1 protein-coding gene is annotated in these 532 nt (G+C 49.6%); it reads left to right on the top strand.

Annotation, left to right across the window (positions count from 1 at the left end; translation table 11 throughout):
- The coding region (locus JK635_RS14600) for an SDR family oxidoreductase (protein ID WP_202654700.1) at window positions 1-532 on the top strand (532 nt) is incomplete at both ends.

Raw genomic sequence — 532 nt, forward strand, 5'->3', positions numbered from 1 at the left:
ACATCGCGCCGCGCCCCGGGCAACCGGCAGGGGATAGCCAGCAAATTTTGCTGACTGGTGCAACCGGCTTTTTGGGCGCTTATTTATTGCATAACTTCATGAGGCAATCTGACGCCCGGATTACATGTCTGGTGCGCTGCAAGGACACAGAAGATGGCTTACGACGCCTGCATGACAATTTAACGGCGTACGGTCTTCCCACCGAAAATTTGTCCACCCGTGTCGAGGTTGTTCCTGGCGATCTTCAGCAAGATCAATTGGGTTTGCCGCCAGAAAAGTTTTTACAGCTTGCCAAGAAAATCGGCATCATTTTTCACAATGGCGCAGTAGTGAATTTTATAAAGCCCTATCCTGAATTACGGGCAGTAAATGTTGGCGCAACACATGAACTCTTGCGTTTGGCAGTTAGTGAAAAATTAAAAAAAATCTACTACGTTTCCTCCCTGGCCTCGACGCCTTTGAATAAATCCAGCATGCGCGAGGAAGAGGATCTTGGTGCCGCCAGTAGCGTGGCAGGTGGCTATGGACAGAG

It is taken from the genome of Neobacillus paridis (assembly GCF_016765675.1).
Classification (GTDB): domain Bacteria; phylum Bacillota; class Bacilli; order Bacillales; family Cytobacillaceae; genus Neobacillus; species Neobacillus paridis.